General features: G+C 68.3%; 12 protein-coding genes. 9 read left to right on the top strand and 3 right to left on the bottom strand.

What is annotated here, in order from left to right; translation table 11 throughout:
* Nucleotides 1-40 precede the first annotated feature (40 nt).
* Nucleotides 41-4,900 (top strand): NAD-glutamate dehydrogenase, encoded by a 4,860-nt coding sequence (locus ACQCSX_RS08955; RefSeq protein ID WP_427018638.1) that lies wholly within the window; start codon nucleotides 41-43, stop codon nucleotides 4,898-4,900.
* Nucleotides 4,901-4,964: 64 nt separating this feature from the next.
* A complete protein-coding gene (locus ACQCSX_RS08950; RefSeq protein WP_427018637.1) occupies nucleotides 4,965-6,443 on the top strand; it encodes a sensor histidine kinase in 1,479 nt (492 codons plus the stop codon).
* Nucleotides 6,444-6,566: 123 nt separating this feature from the next.
* Here the strand turns inward: ACQCSX_RS08950 and ACQCSX_RS08945 are convergent, their stop codons facing one another.
* Nucleotides 6,567-6,815 (bottom strand): WhiB family transcriptional regulator, encoded by a 249-nt coding sequence (locus ACQCSX_RS08945; RefSeq protein WP_026555499.1) that lies wholly within the window; start codon nucleotides 6,813-6,815, stop codon nucleotides 6,567-6,569.
* Nucleotides 6,816-7,147: 332 nt separating this feature from the next.
* On the opposite strand from ACQCSX_RS08945, the gene ACQCSX_RS08940 reads away from it, so the two are divergent.
* The gene (locus tag ACQCSX_RS08940) at nucleotides 7,148-7,507 is read left to right on the top strand and encodes a hypothetical protein (RefSeq protein ID WP_427018636.1); all 360 of its coding nucleotides are present in this window, start codon (nucleotides 7,148-7,150) and stop codon (nucleotides 7,505-7,507) included.
* On the opposite strand, the gene ACQCSX_RS08935 is transcribed toward ACQCSX_RS08940, so the two are convergent.
* Complete coding sequence (locus tag ACQCSX_RS08935) at nucleotides 7,504-11,574, bottom strand: FtsK/SpoIIIE domain-containing protein (protein ID WP_427018635.1); 4,071 nt, start codon at nucleotides 11,572-11,574, stop codon at nucleotides 7,504-7,506. The genes ACQCSX_RS08940 and ACQCSX_RS08935 overlap by 4 nt on opposite strands.
* 266 nt (nucleotides 11,575-11,840) lie before the next feature.
* Between ACQCSX_RS08935 and glf the strand changes: the two genes are divergently transcribed.
* The 5 genes from glf (at nucleotide 11,841) to ACQCSX_RS08910 (ending at nucleotide 18,712) form a co-directional block, all read left to right on the top strand.
* A complete protein-coding gene (glf, locus tag ACQCSX_RS08930) occupies nucleotides 11,841-13,025 on the top strand; it encodes a UDP-galactopyranose mutase (RefSeq protein ID WP_427019016.1) in 1,185 nt (394 codons plus the stop codon).
* Complete coding sequence (locus tag ACQCSX_RS08925; protein ID WP_427018634.1) at nucleotides 13,022-15,013, top strand: glycosyltransferase; 1,992 nt, start codon at nucleotides 13,022-13,024, stop codon at nucleotides 15,011-15,013. The genes glf and ACQCSX_RS08925 overlap by 4 nt, the downstream gene beginning before the upstream one ends.
* Entirely contained in the window at nucleotides 15,013-15,882 is an 870-nt protein-coding gene (locus ACQCSX_RS08920; RefSeq protein WP_427018633.1) for an ABC transporter permease, read from the top strand. The genes ACQCSX_RS08925 and ACQCSX_RS08920 overlap by 1 nt, the downstream gene beginning before the upstream one ends.
* A gap of 1 nt (nucleotide 15,883) precedes the next feature.
* Entirely contained in the window at nucleotides 15,884-16,645 is a 762-nt protein-coding gene (locus ACQCSX_RS08915) for an ABC transporter ATP-binding protein (RefSeq protein ID WP_427018632.1), read from the top strand.
* 114 nt (nucleotides 16,646-16,759) lie between these two features.
* Nucleotides 16,760-18,712: a DUF6541 family protein gene (locus tag ACQCSX_RS08910; RefSeq protein ID WP_427018631.1), complete on the top strand. Its 1,953-nt coding sequence runs from the start codon at nucleotides 16,760-16,762 to the stop codon at nucleotides 18,710-18,712.
* 94 nt (nucleotides 18,713-18,806) lie between these two features.
* Here ACQCSX_RS08910 and rfbA read toward each other — a convergent pair whose 3' ends face one another.
* On the bottom strand, nucleotides 18,807-19,670 hold the full coding sequence (rfbA, locus tag ACQCSX_RS08905; protein WP_427019015.1) for a glucose-1-phosphate thymidylyltransferase RfbA: 864 nt from the start codon (nucleotides 19,668-19,670) through the stop codon (nucleotides 18,807-18,809).
* Between the two features lie 203 nt (nucleotides 19,671-19,873).
* Between rfbA and ACQCSX_RS08900 the strand changes: the two genes are divergently transcribed.
* A complete protein-coding gene (locus ACQCSX_RS08900; protein ID WP_427018630.1) occupies nucleotides 19,874-21,064 on the top strand; it encodes an acyltransferase family protein in 1,191 nt (396 codons plus the stop codon).
* Nucleotides 21,065-21,066: the final 2 nt, after the last annotated feature.

The following is a 21,066-nucleotide window of genomic DNA, read 5'->3' as shown; positions in this document are numbered from 1 at the left end:
AGGCGGTCTTTTTTCATTTTTATGACGGAGGCGTTTGTACATGTCGTCAGGTTCCAACACGGTTGAATCACCCCTGGCTCCCGGCGCTATGGAGAAATTCATAGCCGACTACTACGAGCATCTGGCCGCCGAGGACGCCGCGGCCTACAGCCCGGACGTGCTCCGGGCCCGTGCCGACGCGCACCGCGCGTTGGCCGAAAACCGGGCCCTGGGTGCCGCCAAGGTGGAGGTCCTCAATGAAGAGGACTGCTCCGTGGTGTACATCGTCACAGATGACATGCCCTTCCTGGTGGACTCCGTCAACGCCGAACTGGTCCGCCAGAATGCGGCCATCCACCTGGTCACCCACCCGATGTTCGTCGTGACGCGCAACCGCGCCACCCACGAACTCGTCAAGATCGAGCGCGTCCCGGCCCACGTCGGCATCGCCAGCGGCGACACCGCTGCCATGCCCGCCCTGTCCCATCTGGTGGCCGAGGGCGACAACGCCTCCTACCTCGAGTCCTGGATCGCCGTCGAAATCGACCGCTGCACCGATGCCGCCCGCGAAGAACTGGCCGCCGGCCTGGCCAAGATCCTGGGCGACGTCCGCGCCGCCGTAGAGGATTGGCCCACCATGCGCGAAAAGGCGCTCAGCCGCGCCGAGCTGCTCAACACCGTGCTCTCGGGCGAGAAGATCGCCAACCTGCGCGAGGCCGAGGACCTGCTGCACTGGATGGATGCCGGCAACTTCACGTTCCTGGGCTACCGCGAATACGACCTCGTCCAGGAGAACGGCGAGGACGTGCTGGTCAACCGTGAGGGCAGCGGCCTGGGCCTGCTGCGCGACGGCGCCAACCACGCGCAGATCCAGCACCTGACCACCCCCGGCCAGCGCAAGGCCCGGGAGAAGAGCGCCCTGGTCATCACCAAGGCCAACTCGCGCTCCACTGTCCACCGTGCCGCGTACCTGGACTACATCGGCGTCAAGTCCTTCGACTCCAACGGCAACGTCAACGGCGAGAACCGCTTCATCGGCCTGTTCGCCTCCGCCGTCTACACCGGCTCGGTGCGCAACATCCCCGTGGTCCGTGAAAAGGTCGAGGCGGTGCTGCGCCACTTCGGCTTCCCGCCCGACTCGCACTCCGGCAAGGACCTCTTTGCCGTGCTGGAAACCTACCCCCGCGACGAGCTCTTCCAGATCGATGTGAAGGACCTCATCGACTCCGCCGACGGCATCCTGCGCCTGCAGGAGCGCCGCCGCACGCGGCTGTTCCTGCGCCCGGACGTCTACGGCCGCTTCATGTCGGCACTGGTCTACATCCCGCGCGACCGCTACACCACCGCCGTCCGGCACCGGATCGAGGAGGAGCTGACCCGCACCTTCGCCGCCGTCACGATTGATTTCGAAGCCCGGATGAGCGAATCGGCGCTGGCCCGGTTGTTCTTCCGCATCCGCCTGCCCCGGGGAGCCGATGTCTCCACCGTGAGCGCGGCGGAGCTCGAGGAGCGCCTGGTGCGGGCCGCACGGTCCTGGCCGGAGGGCATTGCCCAGGTGCTGCGCGGCGAGCACGAGGTGGAAAAGGCGGACAAGCTGGCCGCCAAGTGGGACGACGCCTTCCCCGCCAGCTACCGCGTCATCTTCGAGGTCGAGGACGCGCTGGAGGACATCGGCCGCTTCGAGGACTTCGACGCCGCCTTCAAGGCCGCCACCGCCGCCGGATCGGACCGCTGTGCCCCGGGCATGCACGTCTACATCCCGGCCGGCGGTGCCGACGCCGCCCCGGGCGAGGATGCCCGCGTCAAGCTCTACATGGCCCACCCGAAGAGCCTGAGCGCGATCCTGCCGTTCTTCCACAACCTCGGCATCGAGGTGCTCGACGAGCGCCCGTTCGAGATCGAGACGGCGGACAAGCGCGACTTCTTCCTCTACGACCTGGGCCTGAAGTTCCCGGCCGGAATCGACCCGGTGGCCACGGCGCCCCAGCTGACCAACGCGTTCGGCGCGGCCATCACCGGCGCCAGCGAATCGGACGCCTTTGACCGCCTGGTGCTCCGCGAGGGGCTCCACTGGCGCCAGATCACCATCCTGCGCAGCTACGCCAAGTACCTGCGCCAGATGGGCAACACCAACTCCTATGGCTTTGTCGCGGACACGCTGCTGGCCAACACCACCGTCACCCGGGCGCTGGTGGAGCTGTTCGAGACCCGCTTCGATCCGGCGCTGGAGCATGAGCGCGCCGCGCGCACCGAGGACGTCCGTGCCCGGCTGGCCGCCGGCCTGGAGCAGGTCCCCACGCTGGATGCGGACCGCGTCCTGCGCACCCTGGTCAACCTGGTGGAAGCATCGCTGCGCACCAACTACTTCCAGTTCAAGGACTACCTCTCCATCAAGCTCAGCCCGGCGGACATCGAGGGCCTGCCCTTCCCGCGGCCGATGTTTGAGATCTGGGTCTACTCCCCGCGGGTGGAGGGCGTGCACCTGCGCTTTGGCAAGGTGGCCCGCGGTGGCCTGCGCTGGTCGGACCGCCGCGAGGACTTCCGCACCGAGGTCCTGGGCCTGGTCAAGGCCCAGACGGTCAAGAACGCCGTCATCGTCCCCACCGGGGCCAAGGGCGGATTCTTTGCCAAGCAGCTCCCCAACCCCGCCGTGGACCGTGCGGCCTGGATGGCCGAGGGCATCGAAAGCTACAAGACGTTCATCCGCGGCCTGCTGGACGTGACGGACAATCTAGTCACCACCTCCGCCGGTGAGCTGCTGGTGCCGCCCGTCGCCGTCGTCCGGCACGACGACGACGATTCCTACCTGGTGGTGGCCGCGGACAAGGGCACGGCGTCCTTCTCCGACATCGCCAACTCCATTGCCGCCGAATACGGCTTCTGGCTCGGGGACGCCTTCGCCTCCGGCGGCTCGGTGGGCTACGACCACAAGGCCATGGGCATTACGGCCCGCGGCGCCTGGGAATCGGTCAAGCGCCACTTCAGCGAACTGGATGTGGACACGCAGACCGAGGAGTTCACCGCCGTCGGCGTGGGCGACATGTCCGGGGACGTTTTCGGCAACGGCATGCTGCTCTCCGAGCACGTGCGGCTGGTGGCGGCCTTTGACCACCGCGACATCTTCCTGGACCCCAACCCGGACACGGCGGCCTCCTTTGCCGAGCGCGTGCGCCTGTTCGAGCTGCCGCGTTCCTCGTGGCAGGACTACAACCCCGCTCTGATCAGCGCCGGCGGCGGCGTCTACTCGCGCTCCGTCAAGTCCGTGCCGATCTCCGCGGAGGTCCGCACGGCCCTGGGCCTGCCGGACGGCACCGTGAAGCTGAGCCCGCCGGAACTACTCCGCGCCATCCTGCTGGCCCCGGCCGACCTGCTGTACAACGGCGGCATCGGCACGTACATCAAGGCCAGCACCGAGACGCATGCGGAGGTGGGCGACAAGGCCAACGACAGCATCCGCGTGGACGGCCGCGACCTGCGCGTCAAGGTCATCGGCGAGGGCGGAAACCTGGGCATGACCCAGCGCGGCCGCATCGAGGCGGCGCTGCACGGCGTCATCCTCAACACCGACGCCATCGACAACTCCGCCGGTGTTGACTGCTCGGACCACGAGGTCAACATCAAGATCTTCGTGGACCGCATGGTGGCCGCCGGCAAGCTGGACCCGGCCGAGCGGGCCGTGTTCCTGGGCGATATGACCGAGGAGGTCGGCGCCCTGGTGCTGGCCGACAACGTGGACCAGAACATCCTGCTGCTCAACGACCGCCAGCACGTGGTGGAGTGGAGCCCCAGCTACGAACGCTTCATGGACTGGCTGGAGGTCCGCGCGGACCTCAAGCGCGACCTGGAGGCGCTGCCCAGCACCGAGACGCTGCACGCCCGCCTGCAAAGCGGCGCCGGGCTGACGTCCCCGGAGCTGTCGGTGCTGGCCGCCTACGCCAAGATCGAGCTCGCCACTGCGCTGCGCGAATCCGATCTGGCCGACGATCCCTGGTTCGCCGGCACACTGCGCCGCTACTTCCCCAAGCAGCTGGCGGAGCGCTTCGACGCCGAGCTGGACACGCACCCGCTGCGCCGGGAAATCATCGCCACCGTCGTGGCGAACGACATGATCAACCTCGGCGGCATCACGTTCGCCTTCCGGGCCATGGAGGAGTCCTCCGCCACCGAGGCCGTCATCGCACGGGCCTTCGTGGCGCTGCGGGAAATCTTCGACCTTGACTCCATGACGGAGGAACTGGGCGCGCTGCCGCCGTCGTTCCCCACCGAGCACTGGTGCGCCATTGCCCTGGACGTGCGCCGCATGCTCGACCGCGCCGTGCGCTGGCTGGTGGCGCAGGGCCTGGGCCAGCGAACCATCGCCGACGTCGTGGCCCAGTTCAAGCCGGTCGTCTCGGTCCTGGGCAACCGCGTGAGCGAATTCCTGCAGGGCGAGGACGCCGAGCGTGTGGCCGCCTGGCATGACCGGGCCGTCCAGTGGGAGGTTCCGGCCGGGCTGGGCAAGCGCTGGGCGGAACTGTTCGAGGCGTTTGTGCTGCTGGATGTCGCCAAGATCACCGCGCTCATCCAGGAGCCGGTGGACGCGGTGGCCAGCGTGTACTACGCGCTGTACGCCCGCTATGGCGTGGACGGGCTGCTGGAGCGCATCACGGCGCTGCCGCGCAACGACCGCTGGCAGGCCCTGGCCCGTGCGGCCCTGCGCGATGACCTCTACGCCACGGTGGCGGACATGACTGTCAACGTCATGAACAACACCGAGGCGGGTCCGTCGGCAGTGGGGCGCATCGAGGCCTGGGAGGGCCAGAATGCCGAGCAGCTGGGCCGGGCCAAGAGCATGTTTGCCGAGGTCAACGAGCTTGAGCAGGACGACATGGCGTCCTTGTCGGTAGCATTGAGGCTTCTGCGGTCCATCGTGCGCCGCTAAGGAAGTGCCGGTGCCCGCCCCGCACAAGCGGGGCGGGCACCGCGCCGGGCACCAGGAGAGTTTAGTGGCGATCTTTACCGACCCCATCAAGAACAATGCCAATTTGGGGCCAGGCGACGCCGAATGGCTCCACCTGCTGGTGGGGGATTGGCAGCTGGTGGCGGACCTTGCCTTCGCCGACCTGGCCCTCTGGTTCCCGGACCCCGAGAAGGAGTACGTGGCGCTGGCCCACGTGCGGCCCTCCACCAGCCACACCCTGTTCCACTCCGACTTTGTGGGCGAGGGCATCCGCAGCGACCTTGGCCCGCTGGTCACCAAGGCCTGGAAGTCCCAGGTGATTGAACGCTCCAGCGAGACCAACATCTGGAACGTGGACATGGCGATGCGCGTGGAGGCCATCCCGATGGTCCGCAACGGCCGCACCCTGGCCGTGGTGACCAGCCACATGGACCTCTCCAGCTCGCGGATGCCCTCCCGGCTGGAACTGACCTACCGCCAGTGTGCCTACGATCTGCTCAGAATGGGCACCCTGGGACTCTGGCCGGACTTTGCCTCGCCCACCGGGTCCCGCCGCGGTGCCCCGCGCGTGGGCGACGGGCTGCTGCGCCTGGACGTCGACGGGATCGTCCAGTACGCCAGCCCCAACGGCGTGTCCGCCTTCCGCCGCCTCGGCGACGTCGAATCCCTGGAGGGCCGCTCGCTGGCCGAGGTCACCACCGGACTGCTCCAGGACCGCCGGATGGTGGATGAATCCCTGCCGCTGGTGGTCACCGGCCGCATGCCGTGGCGTACGGAAATCGAATCCCGCGGCGTCAGCCTTTCGCTGCGCGCCATTCCGCTGCGCGACGCCACCGAGCGGTTTGGCTCCCTGGTGCTGTGCCGCGACGTCTCCGAGCTGCGCCGGCGCGAGAAGGAACTGGTCACCAAGGACGCCACCATCCGTGAAATCCACCACCGGGTGAAGAACAATCTGCAGACGGTGGCCGCCCTGCTGCGCATGCAGTCCCGGCGGATGACCTCAGACGAGGGCAAACAGGGGCTGGAGCAGGCCATGCGCCGCGTCTCCACCATCGCGCTGGTGCACGAGACCCTTTCGCAGGGCCTGGCCCAGAACGTGGACTTCGACGAGCTGATTGACAGGCAGTTCCGGCTCTCGGCCGAGGTGGCCTCCCCGTCCCAGCGCGTGCACACCGAGCGCACGGGCGTCTTTGGCAAGCTGCCGAGCGATTTCGCCACCCCGCTGGCCCTGGTCATCAATGAACTGGTCACCAACGCCGTCGAGCACGGGCTCCAGGACCGCGAGGGGACGGTCTGGCTCAACGCCGACCGCAGCGTCAGCGGCGCGGGGGAGGAGATCCTGAAGGTCTCCATTTCCGACGACGGCGTGGGGCTGCCCGAGGTGCCGCACGCCGAGGGGCTGGGCCTGCAGATCGTGCGGACCCTTGTCACCAGCGAACTGGGCGGCACCCTCGCCTGGTCTGCGCGGCCCGGTGGCGGCACCACAGTCGAACTGGAAATGGCGCTGGTGAGCCGGGGCGCCTAACACCGGGGGCCGGCCGGGCCGCTTCTGCCCGGACCGGACCCGAAGCGGGCTTAAACGACGGATCGCCGTGGAGCCTGTCGAAAACAGGGACCACGGCGATCGGTGCAGGTGCTTGGTGCCGTCCTAGCTGGCGCGGCGGGCGCGGGCGGCGCGGCGCTTCATGGCGCGGCGCTCGTCCTCGCTCAGGCCACCCCAGACGCCGGCGTCCTGGCCGGATTCCAGGGCCCAGGCGAGGCAGGTGTCAACGACCTGGCAACGGCGGCATACGCTCTTTGCTTCCTCGATCTGCAACAGCGCCGGGCCGGTGTTCCCCACAGGGAAAAACAGCTCCGGGTCCTTGTCGAGGCAGGCCGCGCGACTACGCCAGTCCATGCTGATCACTCACTCCTTGTAGAATGTCGAGACCGTCTTGTGAAAAAATTCACTTGCGGACTCATAAGAAAGGAGCCGTCAAGGGCCCCTAGGTCACTTCGTTAAGCTTTTCATGTTAACTCGGTGTAAACAAGGGGTTTCCGCGCCAGGATGGGCGATTTTGCATGAGCTATGCATCACATTGACTTTGGATTCCATGGATGTCCCCCGACTATCTCCGGTAGGGTGCCTTTGTGTCAATACCCAGCAATGAGCCCGCCGAAGCGGGTGGGCCGCAGCCTTCCGAGTCCGGACCAACCCCCCGTCCCTGGGGCGTTGCGGTGGTTGCCGCGGTGCTCGCGTTGGAGGCCCTGGCGCTGGCCGCCGCGGCCGTTTGGTACGTCGTGGGGCTGCTCACCTCCACCCCCGTGTCGCTGGGTGGTGCGATCTTCATGGTGGTCCTGTTGGCGGCCCTGGCCGTGCTGATGGGGGCCGTGGCCTACCAACATTTCCGTGGTTACCGCTGGACCAGATCCGCGGCATTCGTTTGGCAATTGGTGATGGTCGCCATAGCCATGCCAATCCTATTGGCCGGGCAAATTCTTGCCGGCATTGTTCTGGGAGTTCCGGCCTTGGTGGTTTTGGTCCTGCTGTTTAGCCCCAAAGCGGTGGAATACACCCTGCGCACCGGCGGCCACCCGCCGGTCCTCTAACCTGTCCCACGATCCCTTAGTCGGGATCCGCCGGACCGGCCTGTGCGCGGAGCGTGTGCCGGCAGCGGGGCCTGGAACCACTCGGCGGCCCCGGCGCAGACCAGGACCGCCCGACCCGGTGGGTCCCCGGGGATGGCATCGAGCCTGACGCCGAGGAATTCGCCGTCCTGCGGCCGGCGCGGCGCCAGCACTATCCCCGCCCGCGGGGTGCGCAGTCCCGGCAGCGGGAGCCGCAGGAGCGTGCCGGGGTCCGGCCGCGCACTGGCCAGCACCATCGTTCCACCGTCCAGCAGGGCCTGCACCCGCGCGACGCCGGCGGGGGAGGCCCTGTCCAGATCATCCACCACGGCCACGGGCGCCTGTCCGCCCGCCGGCTCCGTGCCGCCGGGCCAGAGCACCGCGCCAATGCCAAGGCTGGGATTGAGCCGGAGCACCGACTCCAGCAGGCTGGTCTTGCCTGTTCCAGCGGCACCGAGCACGGGCACCAGCATGCCGGGCTCGACCGGCAGCCCCACCGGGTCGCCACCATCGCCGCCAAGACCCAGCAGCAGCTCCCGGTGGCCGCCCGGCCGCCGCCCCGCCAACCGGGCCGCCGCCAGAATCTGCTCCACGCCGACGGCGGCGGGCAGGGCCGCCACCCGCAGGGCCGGTGCCGCCCGGCCGGGGGACTGCGCCGGGCCCGGCTCCCCGACCGGCACCGCAGCGAAGACTCCGCCAGGCCGCCCCCAATGCACCAGCTGGACAATGTGCCCGGCACCCATCGAGCCGGCGGCGGCGGCAAGGGGGCCAAAAGCCACGGCCCGCCCGGGAACGGGGCCGACCTCGGGCAGCCGCGGCCAGCTGGCCACGGCCTCGGCGCTGGCGCCGTGCGGAAAGAACAACCGGTTCGGGATGGCCGCCATGAACCGCGCTGCCACCAGCTCACGGCCGCCGCTTGCCAGCAGCACCACGGGACGGGCCTGCCCGCCGCCGCACAGCTCGGCGACCAGGTCCTCGGCCCAGGGCCACGGGCTGCTCCGCAGGACCGCCGCCCACCGGCCCCACGAGGAGATGCACAGCAGCAGCTCGCCATCCGGGGCGGTCCCGCTGCCGGCGGTCTCGGCGAGCCGGCGCAGCAGCCTGGCGGCGGTGCGTGGATCGGTGGCATCGATGTGGCCTCCCACCCGGGGGTGGCCGCGGAGTCCGGACAATGAACCATCACCGTCCAGGCAATACAGCGCGGCTCCACCGCCCGGGCCGGCGTCCCCCTGCGCCAGCAGCGCCCGTGCCGTGCCGGCCAGCGCCGAGGCACAGCCGCTTCCCGGCTGGCCCACCAAGGCCAGGTGGCCATCGGTTCCGGGGCGCCAACCCAACTCAAGCACCCGCTGGGCGGACGGGGCGTCCAGCAGCCCTAGGACCGCGGATGCGCCGGCCCCGCCACGTCCGCGCCCGGCAGCACCGCCATCCCTTGACCAGGCACCGTCTCCGCCGTCCCCGGACGCCCCGCCACCCCCGTAGCCCGCGCCGGCTCCGCCACGCCCGCATCCGGCCGGACGGCCCCCACTGCCGGGGGCAAGGTCGCGCGGCAGCTCGGCGGCCACCACCGGATCGGGCACGGGGGTCCGCGCCAGTGCGTGGGTGGCCCGCAACAGCGCCACCAGCGCCTCGATCCCTTCGTTCCCCGGCGCCGTGGCTCCGGCCGGCGCGGGCGGACGCGCCAACAGCTCCGCCGCCAGGGCGGCGGTGGCCGTGGCGGCGCCGCCGGGCCCGGCCGGTTCGGCCGTCTGGAACGCCGTGGGTTCGCCGGCCTGCCGCCGGATGTAGGCCCGCCCCGGCAGGGCGGCCGGAATGGACGCCGCGATGCCCGAGCCCAGAACATCCTGGGAGTCGAAAGCGGATTGGACGCGCAGGCAGATGGCCGTGGAGACATTGGCCCGGATGTCGGCCGAGACAGCACCCTGCGGACGTTGGGTGGCCATGACCAAATGGATCCCCAGCGAGCGGCCCACCGCGGCGATGCGCATCAATTCCTTCATGGCGTCCGGGAACTGGTCCACGAGCACCCGGAACTCGTCGATGACCACCACCAGATGAGGGAGCCGTGCCGCCCCGGCGGTCCGCCGGCGCCGGTACGCCGCCAGGTCCGCTTCCCCCGCCGCGGCCAGCACGGACTCCCGCCGGCGGATCTCCGCCTGCAGGGACGCCATGGTCCGGGCCATGCCGGTGCCGGCCATGTCCGTGGCCAGAGCCGAGGCATGCGGGAACCGGTGCAGCGGTTCCAATCCCGCGCCGCCCTTGAAATCGAGGAAGAGAAAGGACAGATCGGCCGGGGAATGGGCCAAGGCGAGGGATGCACCCAGCGTCCGGAGCAGCTCGGACTTGCCGGAACCCGTGGTGCCGGCCACCAGCAGATGGGGGCCGTCGGCCTCCAGATCCAGGCATTCAATCCCGCCGGCATCGGATCCCAGCGGAACCGCGGACAACGGACCGTCCGCCGCGGCGGCCCAGCGCTGTGCCACGGATTCCGGGTCCATGGTGTCCCTGTCCGGCAGCGTGCAGTGCGCGGGCAGGGTTCCCGCCGTCCGCTCCGGCGCGGCCATGGCACCGCGGGCCCGGGCATAGCTGTCGAAGACATCGCCCGACACCAGATCGGGGGCAAAGTCCACAGTGCTGCCTCCGTGCGCCAGCACGGCCCCCGAGACGCCCAGTGCCACAGTGGCGGCGCCGGCGGCCGGATCCGGCGGGTGGCAGCGGACCATGGCGGGTCCCACCTGGCCTGCCGTCCGAAGACCTCCCGCCAGCTTGGCCACGGCATGGTGGCCCGCCGGGTCCAGCACGACCAGCGCCGCAGGCGGCCGGTCCGCGAGGGCCGCTGCCAGCGCCGCGGCCGTGCCGGCCAGGCGGACGGTGGGCAGGAACCTGGCGGCCAGCTCCAGTCCCGCCACACTGGCACACACCACTGTGTCGACGCCGGCCGCGTCCAGCTGCATGAGCACAAAGCGGGCCAGGGACCGAACGGCGGCCACCGGCCCCAGCAGCTCCAGACCGGCGGGCGGAATGCCAGTGGTCAGTGGCAGCCCCGCGATGGACGGCGGGCTGAAGCGGTCCTCCGGTGGGTTGAGGGCCACATGGGCGTCCTGGCGGCAAGTGCCCAGCCGCAGCGGCGGGGGCGGCCCCCCGCCGGGCTGCGGCCAGGGGGTCGGGTCCAGCAGCATCTCCGCCGCCGATGGCCACCGGGCCAGCCGGCGCGCCGCGTCCGCCCGGCCGGCCTCGGCCACCCGCGCGGCGAAGGCGCGGCGCCGCCGTCCGCCGCCCAGCAGCGGAACCATAGCCGAGGCCGCAGCGGCCGCGGAAAAGGCAAGAAACATCCACTGCCCCGTCAGCACCGCCAGCAGCACGCCCGCACCCAGGGGCACGGCGGCCATGGCGGCAGCGGTCCAGCGGCCACTGGCGCCGGCCGGGCTGTGCTGGATCAGCAGCGGTTCCTCGACGCCGTCCGGCGCGGGTGGCCGCGGCCGGGGTGGAATGAGCAATTGGCAGCCGGAGCCGCCCAGCAGCAGCGATTGTCCCGTGGCGACAGCCGCCCGGGTGGCGCGCACGCCGTCGACGGTGAAACTGTTCCGGGGGCCGTTGGCGGACAGGAGGACACCGTCCGGTGCCACGTGCAGGCTGGCATGGTGCCGGGCCAGCGCCGGATCGGCCAGCGGAAGGTCCACCCGGCCCCGCCCCACGGTGTAGTCGCCGCGGTGCAGGCCAAAGAGCCGGCCGGCATCGGGCCCGGTGTGCACGGCCAGCACCAGTGGTGGTGGTTCCCGTTCTCCCGGCGGCGCGCCGCCCGCCACCACGACGGCGCCGTTGGCCAGGGGTGGAGTCCCGGCCCGCAGGGACTCCAGGGGGAGCCCGGCCACGGTTGCAGGGGCGTCCGGCCCGGCCCCCGCGGCGGGAGGGGCCGCCAGCGCGCCCGGCAGGAGGGCCAGAGCATCGCGGACGGCGCTGCCCGGCGCTCCGCACGGCACGTCCACGGTGATTTCCACCGGATCCCGCGGCGCGGCCGACGGTCCCGCCACCAGCGTCAGCTCCAGCCTCATCGCCGCCTCCCTTTCCAACCACCGGTGCCAGCGTAGGGCTGCGCACCGGTGGGTCGCCGGCCGGTGGATCCGTTTGTGGAGGCACGCCAGTCCCGTACGGCCTGTGCAGGAACGGCGCGTGGAAACACCCCGGAAGCACCGGGGGAGCGTGCCCTGTGGTGGGCCGGGTCATAGCCGGCGCAGCGGGGCCGTCCATGACAGTCGGGTAGCCTAGGGAGGGAGATGTTGGCACCGCTGTGCCCATGCACAACCACACAGGAGAGTTTGTGAACGCTGACCTCGTCGTCGTCGGCTCAGGTTTTTTTGGCCTGACCATTGCTGAACGCGCTGCCACCGAGTTGGGGCTGAAGGTCGCGGTGCTGGACCGCCGCCACCACATTGGTGGCAACGCCTACAGCGAGAACGAGGCCCAGACCGGGATCGAGGTGCACCGCTACGGCGCCCACCTTTTCCACACCTCCAACGAGCGCGTGTGGGAGTACGTGAACCGCTTCACGCAGTTCACCAATTACCAGCACAAGGTGTACACCTCCCACAAGGGCGAGGTGTACCAGATGCCGATCAACCTGGGCACGATCAACCAGTTCTTCCGCTCGTCCATGGGCCCGGGCGAGGCCCGCGCACTGATCCAGGAGCAGGCCGGCGAGCTCGCGGGCACGGATCCGCAGAACCTGAACGACAAGGGCATCCAGCTCATTGGCCGCCCGCTGTACGAGGCCTTCATCAAGCACTACACCGGCAAGCAGTGGCAGACCGATCCGAAGGATCTGCCGGCCGAGATCATCTCCCGCCTGCCCGTGCGCTACAACTACGACAACCGCTACTTCAACGACACCCATGAGGGCCTGCCGGTCGACGGCTACACGGCCTGGATCGAGCGGATGGCGGACAACCCCAACATCGAGGTTGTGCTTAATGCAGACTTCTTCGACGACGGCGAATTCGGCCGCTCCTCCGTGCTCGGCCAGGTGCCGGTCGTCTACACCGGCCCCGTGGACCGCTACTTCGACTACGCCGAGGGCGACCTCTCCTGGCGCACCATCGACCTGGAGGAGGAAGTGCTCCCGATCGAGGACTTCCAGGGCTGTGCGGTGATGAACTACCCGGATGAGGAGCAGAAGTACACCCGCATCCACGAGTTCCGCCACTTCCACCCGGAGCGCGACTACACCAAGGACGCCACCGTCATCATGCGCGAGTTCTCCCGCTTCGCCGAGAAGGGCGACGAGCCCTATTACCCGGTCAACACCTCCGACGACCGCGCCAAGCTGCTCGCCTACCGCGACCTGGCCAAGGGCGAGAAGTCGGTGCTGTTCGGCGGCCGGCTGGGCACCTACAAGTACCTCGACATGCACATGGCCATCGGTTCGGCCCTGAACATGTACGACAACAAGATCATGCCGCACTTCACCGGTGGCGCCAAGCTGGAAAGCGGAGGAGTGGACGCGTGAGCGCAGCTGAATCCGGGACCGAATGGGCAGTGCTGCAGCGCGTCATTCTTCCCACCGAGTCCGCGGTGGACACCCTTCCGCTGTACGTCGACGCCAGCAGCGCCAGCGGCATCCGGCTGCGCGAGAACGATGAGCTGGCCCGCGCGCCGAAACTGCCCGAGGACAAGCTGGCGATGTTCAGCTCGGGTGGGCCCGGCGTCCACTTCGACGACGTCGTCTCCCGCCGCTCCATGAACGTCCGCGCCGGCGAGCAGGTCTCCTTCGGCACGTACTTCAACGCCTTCCCGGCCAGCTACTGGCGCCGTTGGACGGATGTCCGCAGCGTCCGCCTGGAAGTCACCACCAGTGGCGAAGGCACCGTGACGGTCAGCAAGTCCAATGCGCGCGGATCGCTCCAACGCGTGGACAGCGCCCATGTCCAGGGCACCGCGACGACGGTGTTCGACCTGACGCTGGTGCCGTTCGGCGACGGCGGCTGGTACTGGTTCGACCTGGCTGCGGGACACGACGGACTGGTGCTCGAGAGCGCCCAGTGGAGCACCGCCGAGGCCCCGCGGGAGCGCGGCCAGGTGACCCTTGAGATCACCACCATGAACAAGCCGGACTTCTGCCTGAACAACGCACGGATCCTCGCGGCCAATCCGGAGGCGCTGGAGAACGTCAAGGAGATCCTCATTGTCGACCAGGGCACCCAGAAGGTGCGCGACGAGGAGGGCTTCGCCGAGGTCAGCGCCGCCCTGGGCGGGAAGCTGCGCGTCATCGACCAGGGCAACCTGGGCGGGTCCGGCGGCTTCGCCCGCGGCATGTACGAGTCCGTCCAGAACGGCAGCGACTATGCGCTGCTGCTGGACGACGACGTCGTCGTCGAGCCGGAGAGCATCCTGCGCATGCTCGCCTTCGCCGACCGCTGCAAGAACCCGACGATTGTCGGCGGCCACATGTTCGACCTGCACAACCGCAGCGTGCTCCACACCTTCGGCGAGGTGGTGGACCCGTTCCGGATTGTTCCGGCGACCCCGCATGCCGACATGGAAATGCGGCACGATTTCAGCATCGCCAATCTGCGCCAGACCTCCTGGCTGCACCGCCGCGTGGACGTGGACTACAACGGCTGGTGGATGTGCATGATCCCCACCGCCGTCATCCGCGAGATCGGCCTCTCGCTGCCGCTGTTCATCAAGTGGGACGACGCCGAATATGGCCTGCGTGCCCGCGAGGCCGGCTTTGCCACCGTCTCCCTCCCCGGGGCTGCGGTGTGGCACGTGTCCTGGCTGGACAAGGACGACATGGTGGGCTGGCAGTCGTACTTCCACGAACGCAACCGCCTGATCACCACGCTGATCCACAGCCCCTACCCCAAGGGCGGGCGGGTGCTGCGCGAATCGGTCCAGGCGGACGTCAAACACCTGGTGTCGATGCAGTACTTCACCGAGCACGGCCGGCTGGAGGCGCTGAAGGACATCTTCAAGGGCCCCGAGCAGCTGCACGCCACCCTGGCCACCAAGCTGCCCCAGATCAACGCCCTGCGCGCCCAGTATGCCGACGCCCAGCTGAAGGAAAACGTCGACGATTTCCCGGCGCCGAAGATCGGCCGTGGTCCGATGGGCGGCGTGGCGGTGGGCATGCCCCACAAGAAGGATCTGGTGTCCTGGGGCCTGAAGACGGTTGCCCGGCAGCTCGTCAAGGCACCGGACCCCTCGGCGGCGGAGCGTCCGCAGGGCGTGCTGGCCCACCGGGACAGCCGCTGGTTCAGGCTGGCCCACTTTGACTCCGTGGTGGTGACCAATGCCGAAGGTACCGGCATGTCCTGGTACCGCCGCGACCCCAAACTGCTGCGGTCCATGCTGGCAGAGTCGGCGCGCCTGCACCTGCGGTTGGTCCGGGAGTGGGACGAGCTGGGCGAACGCTACCGCTCCGCCGTCGCCGAGATCACCTCGATGGATGCCTGGAAGAAGACCTTCGAGCAGCATTCACCGGACGGAAAATAATGACCGCCGCCAACAACGACCTGGCCACGCCCGGCAGCGGGCGCGGGCTGCTGGATGTCTACTCCAACAGGTTCCTGCTCAAGCTGCTGGTCCGCAAGGAAATCAAGGTCCGCTACCGCGGCTCGGTGCTGGGCCTGCTGTGGTCCTACGTCAAGCCGCTGATGCAGTTCATGATCTACTTCGTGGCGCTGGGCATTTTCCTCAACCTGCAAAAGGCCGCGCCCAACTACGCCATCTACCTGTTCTCCGGCATCGTCCTGATCAATTTCTTCACCGAGACGCTCGGCAATGCCACGCGCTCCATCGTGGACAACCGGGACCTGATCCGCAAGATCTACCTGCCGCGCGAGCTCTTCCCCGTCTCCACGGTGTGGGTCTCTGCCGCCCATTTCCTGCCACAGGTGCTGATCCTGGTGGGCGCCTGCTTCATCGTGGGATGGGCGCCCTCGCTGGTCCAGCTGCTCGCTGTCATCGCTGCGTTCATTGTCGTCGCCATTCTTGGCACGGGTCTTGGCCTGCTCTTTGGCGCCATCAACGTCTATTTCCGCGACTCGGAAAACATTGTGGACATGATCCTCATGGTGGTCACCTGGGCCTCCCCGGTGCTGTACCTGTGGACCATGGCGCGGGACGCGCTGGGGCCGTGGTTCGTGCTCTATCAGGCGAATCCCATGACCGTTGCCGTGGAGATCTTCCACTGGGCGTTCTGGTTCCCCACGTTGAAGGCGGACCAGGTGGGCCTGGTGGAGCTGCCGCCGGGCCTGTTGTCCCTCTGGCTGCCCGTGTCGCTGGCCGTGTCCCTGGCCGTCCTGTTCGCCGGCCAGCTGGTCTTCCGGCGGCTGGCCGTCCACTTTGCCCAGGAGCTTTAGCATGACCGCCGCCCATTCCGTGGCCGACAACGTCGCCATCACCTGCCGCAACCTGCGCAAGGTCTTCGTGCTGCGCCACACGCGCTCCATGAAGGAGTCCATCGTGTGGCTCCTGAAGGGGCGCAAGGGTGATTTGTCCAAGAAGTTCGATGCGCTCAAGGACGTCTCCCTGGACGTTGTCCAGGGTGAGACGGTGGCCCTGCTCGGCCTGAACGGCTCGGGCAAATCCACGCTGTTGAAGCTGATTTCCGGGGTGCTCCAGCCCGACGGCGGCACCGTGCGGACCCGGGGCCGCGTTGCGGGCCTGATCGAGGTCGGGGCCGGGTTCCACCACGACCTCAGCGGCCGGGACAACGTCTACCTCAACGGTGCCATCCTGGGCATGACCGAGAAGCAGATCGACACCATGTTCGATTCGATCGTCGAGTTCTCCGAGATCGGCGAGTTCATCGACACCGAGGTGAAGTTCTATTCCTCCGGCATGTACCTCAAGCTGGCCTTTTCCATCGCCGTGCACACCGACCCCGAGGTGTTCCTGATCGATGAGATCCTCGCGGTGGGCGACGAGCCGTTCCAGCGCAAGTGCATCAAGAAGATCAAGGAACTGGCCGAGGCGGGCAAAACGTTGTTTGTGGTCAGCCACGACCTGGACCTGGTCTCCACGGTGTGTGAGCGCGGCGTGCTGCTTGAGCATGGCCAGATCATCATGGACGGCGAAGTCCATGCCGTCGTCAAGGAGCTCCGGCGGCGGTCCGCGGCGTAGTTGCCCGCCATCGATTTAGCGTAATTTCTTGGGCCTAGGGCCGGATGCAGAGTCCGGCGGGCCCTTAGTGTGTAAGGAAGCGGTGTTGTAGTGACTTGGTGGGAAGCTGGACCCTTGGTTTTGCTCGCAGGGGTCGTCTTTGTTGTCCCTGGTCTGGTGTTTTCCTTCGCGGTCCGGGTCCATGGCCTCTCGCGGCTGCTGCTCGCGCCGGTGTTTACCGTGGCCATGGCCAGCGTGCTGACACTGGTTCTTCCCCTCCTGCACGTGCGCTGGAGCCCGCTGTCCTTCGCCCTGGGGTCGCTGGCCATCTCCGCCGTCGCCTTTGGCATCCAGGCGCTGCTGTCCCGGAAATGGCCCGAACCGGCCAAGCCGCCGCAGCGCCGCCCGGTACTGATTGCCTCGGTGGCCGGCCTGCTGGGGGCCGCCGTGCTCATTACCCTCCAGATGGCGACGGCCATCCAGGCGCCCGAGAACATTTCGCAGACCTATGACAACGTCTTCCACCTCAATGCCGTGCGCTGGGCCATGGAGTCCGGCGCTGCCTCCCCGCTGAGCCTGGGTGCCTTCACCGGAATCAGTGCCTATCCTTCGGCCTGGCACGCGATGACCAGCCTCGTGGCGATGGCCTCGGGCGTGAGTGTCCCCGTGGCTGTCAACGTCACCAACGTGGCCATCGGTGCCATCGTCTGGCCGCTTGGCTGCCTGTACCTCGTCCAGGGGCTGGTGGGCCAGCGCGTCGTGGCCACCGTCATGGCGATGGTCTTTGTGCCAGCGTTCACCGGGTTCCCCATGCTGATGATCGACTGGGGCGTCCTCTACCCGAATCTGCTCTCCATTGCCCTGCTGCCGGCGGCGCTGGGGCTGGGCTTCAATGCCCTGGGCCTGGGCCACCACTACCGGCCGAGCACCCCCGTGGCCTGGCTGCTGTTCCTGGTGTCGGTCCCTGCCGTGGCTGTGGCGCACCCGAGCACACTGATGGCGCTGGTGGTCTTTCTCCTTCCGGCCGTGGTGGCCATTGGCTACCACAAGGTCCGGGGCCTGCTTCCCATGGATACGCCCGAACGCCGCCGCGGCGTGCTGGCCATCCTGCTCATGGCCGCCGCCGCCGTCGTCGTCCTGGCCGTGGTGTGGCGCGTGTTCCGGCCGCCGGTGGGGTCCGCCAACTGGGGGGCCGTGGAGAGCCCGTCGCAGGCCGTGGGCGAGCTTCTCGTCGGCGGTGCCATGGGCCGGCCGGCCGCCGTCGTCATTGCGCTGTGCCTGCTGGCCGGGATCGCCCGGCTCTGGGTGACGCGGAGCCGGCGCTGGCTGATCGGCACCTTTGTCGTGGCGGCCGTGCTCTTCTTCTACGCCGCAGGCCTGGATTTCAGCCCGCGTTGGTTCCTGACGGGCGTGTGGTACTACGACAGCTACAGGCTGGCCGCGCTGTTGCCCGTGGCGATCATTGGCCCGGCCGTCGTGGGCGCAACCTACCTGTGGGATGAGTCCACGCGGCGGATCGCAGCCCTGCGCAGCCACTTCGCGGGCGGACGCCCCGTGCTGGCCGCCGGGCGGCCCGGGCGGACCGCGGCGCTCTATGCCGGCGGTCTCGTGCTGCTGGTCTTCCTGACGCAGTTTGGTGTCATGACCTGGGCCGTGGACCGGACGCACTGGGCCTACAAGGCCAGCGCCGTCTCCGGGCTGCTCTCGCCCGACGAGACGGCCTTGCTCAAACGGCTCGACACGCACGTCGAGCCCGGGGCAGCCATCGCCGGCCTGCCGAGCAGCGGCACGGCCCTGGCCTACGCGTTTTCCGGCCGGACAGTCATCCAGCCGCACATCCTCACCACCCATGGCGACGACGTCGACATCGTCAATGCCGGGTTGAAGGATGCCGCGCAGTATCCGTGGGTGTGCGACGCCGTCCGTGCCCTGGACGTGAAGTACGTGCTCGATTTTGGCACCCGGACCGTCACTGGAACCATGCCCGGTTATGGCGGCGTCATGGATCTTGCGGACTCGCCGTCCCTGGAACTTCTCGACCAGCAGGGCCCGGATGCGAAACTCTTCAAGGTCACCGCCTGCTGGTAGCGGCACCGCAACACGAAGGAGCCCCCTGTCCGGAGAACGGACAGGGGGCTCCTTCGTGTTTTTGGTCGGGCGTTGTGCCGGCGGAACCGGCGGCTCAGGCCTCCAGCAGGGACAGCAGGTAGGCCCCGTAGCCGCTCTTGAGCAGCGGCGCCGCCCGTTGGCGGAGCTCGTCGTCGGTCAGGAACCCCTGGCGCCAGGCGATTTCTTCGGGTGCGCCGATCTTCAATCCCTGCCGGCTTTCCACGGTGCGGATGAAGTTGGAGGCATTGTTCAGATCGTCAAAGGTCCCGGTGTCCAGCCAGGCTGTGCCGCGGGGGAGGATCTCGACCGCCAGCTTGCCGTTTTCCAGGTACTGCCTGTTGACGTCCGTGATCTCCAGCTCGCCGCGGGGCGAGGGCTTGAGGCCCTTGGAGATTTCCACGACGTCGTTGTCGTAGAAATACAGTCCGGGAACCGCGTAGTGGCTCTTGGGGGCGGTGGGCTTTTCCTCCAGGGACACGGCCCGGCCCTCATCGTCGAACTCCACGACGCCATAGGACGACGGATCCTTGACCCAGTAGCCAAAGACCGCGCCGCCGTCGATGTTGGCGTGCCGGCGCAATTGCGAACCCATCCCGGGCCCGTAGAAGATGTTGTCGCCGAGCACCAGCGCCACCGTGTCACTGCCGATGTGGTCCTCGCCCAGAATGAACGCCTGGGCCAGTCCGTCGGGGGATTCCTGCTTGACGTAGGTGATGGAGATGCCGAATTGCGAGCCGTCGCCCAGCAGCCGCCTGAACTGCTCGGCGTCATGCGGAGTCGTAACCACCAAGACATCCCGGATGCCAGCCAGGATCAGCGTTGAGAGCGGGTAGTAGATCATCGGTTTGTCGTAGACCGGCACCAGCTGCTTGCTGATTCCATGGGTGATCGGATGCAGTCTCGAGCCAGTTCCGCCCGCAAGGATAATTCCGCGCATCATGCAATCATTGCCGCAAGCCCATCCCCAACGCAAACGCGCAGCGGGCCCGGCGGGGCCCATGGGGTAAAATCGATGGGGGTCGGTATGGCATTCCCGGCGGCGCCCGCTCCCTGGGCTGGACCGCCGGTCGAACCGCCGTGTCGGAACCCGGGCTGAACCCCCGTGTCGAAAGATGCGTGTCGACGGAAGTTAGGTACTCATTGAGCAGCAGGCGGTCCATCTCCGGAACGGGCGCGAGGCCATGGTTTGGCGTCGTCCTTGATCCGCGGAACAACAGCCTCAACCTGATCCGGCTGGTCCTCGCGCTGGCGGTTTTGGTCCACCACAGCTGGCCGCTGGCCGGCGTGCCGGACGAGCCAAAGTTTGCCGGGGACACCCTCGGCGGCTGGGCGGTTGCCGGATTCTTTGGGATCAGCGGATACCTGATCACCTCCAGCCGATGGTCCAATCGGCTCGGCGACTATCTGGTGCACCGGGTCGCCAGGATCATGCCGGCCTTCCTGGTCTGCCTGCTCACCCTGGTCGTGGTCTTTGCCCCCATTGGCTACATGGTGGCCCACGGGAGCCTGCAGGGGTACCTGGGCGCCGAGCACTCGCCGCTGGACTTCCTCATCTCCAATGCCGGGCTGAAGATGAACTTCTACGACATTGCCGCAACCCCCGCCAACGTTCCCTATCTGGGCGCCTGGAACGGCTCGCTGTGGAGCCTGTACTACGAGTTCCTCTGCTACCTGATCGTGGCGGCCTTGGGCACCCTGGCCTTTGTCCGCAAATCCCCCTGGCCTCTCACTGTGGCTTTCGTCCTCTCGGTGGTGGCCCAGGCCAACATCGAAACCATCAACGCCCTGACCAACGCGAACTTTGACGTGGTCCTGTTGATGCGGCTGCTGCCGTTCTTCCTCGGTGGCGCCACCGTCTTCATCTGGAAGGACAAAATCGGCCTCCACTGGATCCCCGGTGTGGCCTCCCTGCTGGCGGCCTTCGTGCTCTCGTCCACGGTCCCGCTTTGGGGCGGCCAGGCCTCGGGCGTTTTCGTTGCCTACGGAGTCATCTGGCTTTCAACGGTGATCGCCCAGCCGAAGGTGGTCGCCAAGAACGACATCTCCTACGGTGTCTACATCTACGCCTTTGCGGTCCAGCAGCTGCTGGCGGTCTTTGGCGCCCAGGTGTGGGGCCTGTGGTGGTTCAGCCTGGCGGCAACGGCCATCACCATTCCGCTGGCGGCGGCGAGCTGGCTACTGGTTGAACGTCCCGTCATGCGCCGGGTCCGGGGGCGGAAGAGCGGCCACGCCAAGCCCGCCGTGCCGGCCGCAGCATCTCAGGCAGCCGGTGCCGGACCGGCCGCCGCAGCCGAGCCGGTCCTCGTCGGCGCCAGCGCACCTGATGAGTGACG

The organism is Pseudarthrobacter sp. P1 (genome assembly GCF_050156935.1).
In the GTDB taxonomy this organism is placed as follows: domain Bacteria; phylum Actinomycetota; class Actinomycetes; order Actinomycetales; family Micrococcaceae; genus Specibacter.
The sequence above is the reverse complement of the archived record's forward strand: the minus strand, read 5'-3'. Positions and strand labels throughout refer to the sequence as shown.